We start from the raw sequence: 3,459 nt of genomic DNA on the forward strand, positions 1-3,459 counted from the left end.
ATCTCGTCCAGAAATATTCGCATAGGTATTAAGCTAAAGGGAAATCACTCTTTTGTCGCAGGGGGCCTCTTCGAGAGACTGCTGCTCGGCCAGAGAGATGGCTCACTGCTGTTCGCTTTATCTCTGTCTGAGCTTCTGGTCATTGTCCAGCAGGGTCTTTCTGCAAAGAAGACCCTACGCAAACTTATAAGGCAACCATTGTTCATACTGCCTGTTTCTTGTGTTATTGCCAACTCTTCTTTCTCCCTGCTCCGAAGGAGTCCCTTTTGGAGGAGAAGGTGTCCTCAAGAGACCGCTGCTCGGGCAGAAAGATGGTTTACTGCTGTTCGCATTTGCTCTGTCTGGCTTCTTATCACTGTCCAAGCAAGATCCTTCTAAAAGAAAATCATGCAGAAAGCTTTCCTTCTATAGCTGGAAAGATAAATATTCAAAAATGTTTTGCATTTATAATACCTCTTCTTCCCTTTCCAATTCCGCAGTTTTAGGTATTTTACGCTTTAATGGCTTATAGCTCTTTTTCTTATCAGCATAAGGATAAGGGATTTTAAAGATCCTATCAATAGTTTCTGATGTTTTGAAACAATACAGACACATGATTAATATCGCCAGTCCTAAAAACATCAATATTCTAAATTCAGAAGACACTTGTTCCAAAGAAGATTCTTTATCTATCCAATAAATTCCAAGACTTAAAATGTTAAATACGCCCCAAATATTGGCATATTTTAGCGTTTCTGTCCTTCTGTTTACTAAAAACAGAAACAGTAACACTCCTAAAAAGACATTGCACAAATTTATAAGAGGCTTAAAGAGATGGAATAGCATGGGTAAAAAAGTTTGCCCATTTAATTGGCCCACCCGTAAATAACTGATAGCGGAAAAATAGTTTATTACCAGCACAATTAATTCACAAATAGCAAATACAGGAACAATAGCCATTAAACCCCAAACCCAACCCAGATTTTCATTTTGATAGGCACTCTGCTCTTCAATTGAAATAACATAACCAGAAGGTCTAATGTATAGCCTGTAGCATAAAAAACACGCCAGCAAAAAGAAACAAGCAAATCCCACGGTGCAAAGTAAGACAAAACCATTGGTTAGAACAGGAATCCCGTTTCCTGAATAATATAATTCCAGCCCCATATGCTTTTCTATTTCAGGAATATCCTTCCTGTATTCTGCCAGTTCAGAAACCAAAATATGGTCTTTAGAAGTTTTAAGATTATATTCTATAGATATGATATTTCCTTTAGAAAAAGTATTGGAAGAAAATTCATATGCGGCTCTTTTTATATCGAAATGCTCCTTTTTTATAGACCAGGGAGCCCACATATGAAAATTAATATTATATTTTATCTCATAAGGATAATTTAATCCTAACCCATATTTCCTACGCGGATTTACTTTAGCAAAATTTTCACTAATCAGAGCTGCGCTAAAATAGAACGCATGTCTCTGGCCGTTTTCATCTACGGGTTTCCAGACATCTTTTAAGTCATAATTTTCAATTATTTCAAAAGTATTATTCTGTTCATTATCAAAAACACTGATAGAATCTGATAGCTCAACCTCATTATATAGTTTTCTGTAATATTCCAGAAACTCCTTTTCCATTCCCTCTTCTCCACTATATGCAAACCGATAGCGCATGTCATTAGCATGATTTCCAGAATAAACACTTCGAACCTGAAGCCTTACTCCCTCTCCTCTGGGATACATAAAAAAACTTTCCTCAACCGTTATTTTGCCTAATTCTACAGGCTGCTGAGGAATATCTGTTAATTTTTTCTGACCAGCAGAAAGTACCAATGCCTTATAGTATTTAGGACAATAAAGACTATAAAGCCCTCCTCTCTGATAAGATATCGTAGGATCTATAAAATAAGATCTTCCTTTGTGATTAATATAGACGATCATATGATCGAACCGTAAGGGCGAAATAAGACTTTCATTAAGAACACTTCCCGTTCTGCTATTTACAAGAGCCAGACTGGCATTAATACCTCCGCTTTTAAGAATGCTGGCTAATAACACAGACTTATCTTTACAGTCGCCATATCTTTGGCTGAAGACTTTTTCCGGAGAATTTGCCTTATGGGAATAAACACCAATTTCAACTCCCATATAACGAATATCGTCCTGAACCAATCGAATGGCATCTTCTATGTACCCTTCTTTATGATAGCCCCGATGTATTTGTTTCAGTTCTTTTACCTTCTCTCCTAATGTGCCAGAATTTACTTCTTTAACAGGATTAAGAGCCATCGCCCAGTTAACAACTTCTTCCCACGTTTGATATTCCGAAATTTCTACCCGCGAATAAACGCTCTCCCAGGCAGGCATTCTCTCTTCTGCTTCTACCGCCGGAACAGAAAAAGATTCCCACTCATAATATTGATATTGGTTATCTGCACTGTTTTTGACTTTTGGGATATTCCCAAAATTTTTAAAATTAAGTTTGCGATTTTTATCAACTATCAGCCTTTTATACAAATGGGCTATAGGTACAAATTCATTGAAAAAAAGACTTTCGCTGTATTTACCTGAAAATACCGGATTCCTACCTTTTAGAGTATAGGAATATTCAATCCTGTCTCCTACTCTAATATCATCCAATATTATATGCGCATAATAAGTTCCATGATATAAAAAACTGGATAGTTCGTTTTCTGTTGGCAGGACTTTAATTTCACTTAATTTTAGTTTATTGATAGGTTTCCCCGCTCTCCAAACAGTAATATCGTGAAAAATAAGCTTTTGATAATCCGGAATAAAAGTCACCGAAATATTTGAAGCTTGCTGCACACCAACTTTAGAGGCTATGTCAAAAATAAAATGATTGTAGTCTGCTTCTGATTGTACATGAATCTGATTATCGAAAAGCTTATAATAATAACCTTCTTTTATCGATTTCGAGGGAATCTTCTTTTCAGAATCTTTTACATCTATTACCCACTCTGGTTTTTCTTTCTTCTCGACCTTAGGTGCAGAGAAAACATTTAAAGCGCTTAAAAAAGCTATTAGTAAGAGCAAAAGGCGATGTCTTTTCATTTATAAATAAAATTTTAACGGCTATTAGACTTAGATTTATCTTATGGAATTTATTTTAAATAATTATAGTAATTTTTATCCTGATTTATATTATTTAAGACAATAAAACTTAGAATATTTAGATTTATGACATTTGGTCGATTATATTTTCTGGCTTGAAAAGCGATTTGATCGTTTTTATTGTTACTTTAGCGCTTTTTAAACTTTTAACTTCTAAAAATTTTTTTTAGATGTTAAGAGTAGACAGCAAGAAGCCTTATCAATTAGTATATTCGTTAGCCAAACACGATTTTTTAGGTTTTTTAATAGAGCCACATATCGTACAACTTAACCAGAACGGAAGTTTTTCATTAACATATCAAAGAATTTTTTCGAATACTGCTGAAGAATTTAAAAGCCACCTTT

General features: G+C 35.0%; 2 protein-coding genes. Both read right to left on the reverse strand.

The annotated features are described in order from the left end of the window. Positions 1 to 174 precede the first annotated feature (174 nt). A complete protein-coding gene (locus ABWO41_RS16770; protein WP_353140471.1) occupies positions 175 to 363 on the reverse strand; it encodes a hypothetical protein in 189 nt (62 codons plus the stop codon). A gap of 81 nt (positions 364 to 444) precedes the next feature. Continuing rightward, on the reverse strand, positions 445 to 3,054 hold the full coding sequence (locus ABWO41_RS16775) for a DUF3857 domain-containing protein (protein ID WP_353140473.1): 2,610 nt from the start codon (positions 3,052 to 3,054) through the stop codon (positions 445 to 447). Positions 3,055 to 3,459: the final 405 nt, after the last annotated feature.

This window comes from Pseudopedobacter sp. (assembly GCF_040392825.1).
In the GTDB taxonomy this organism is placed as follows: domain Bacteria; phylum Bacteroidota; class Bacteroidia; order Sphingobacteriales; family Sphingobacteriaceae; genus Pseudopedobacter.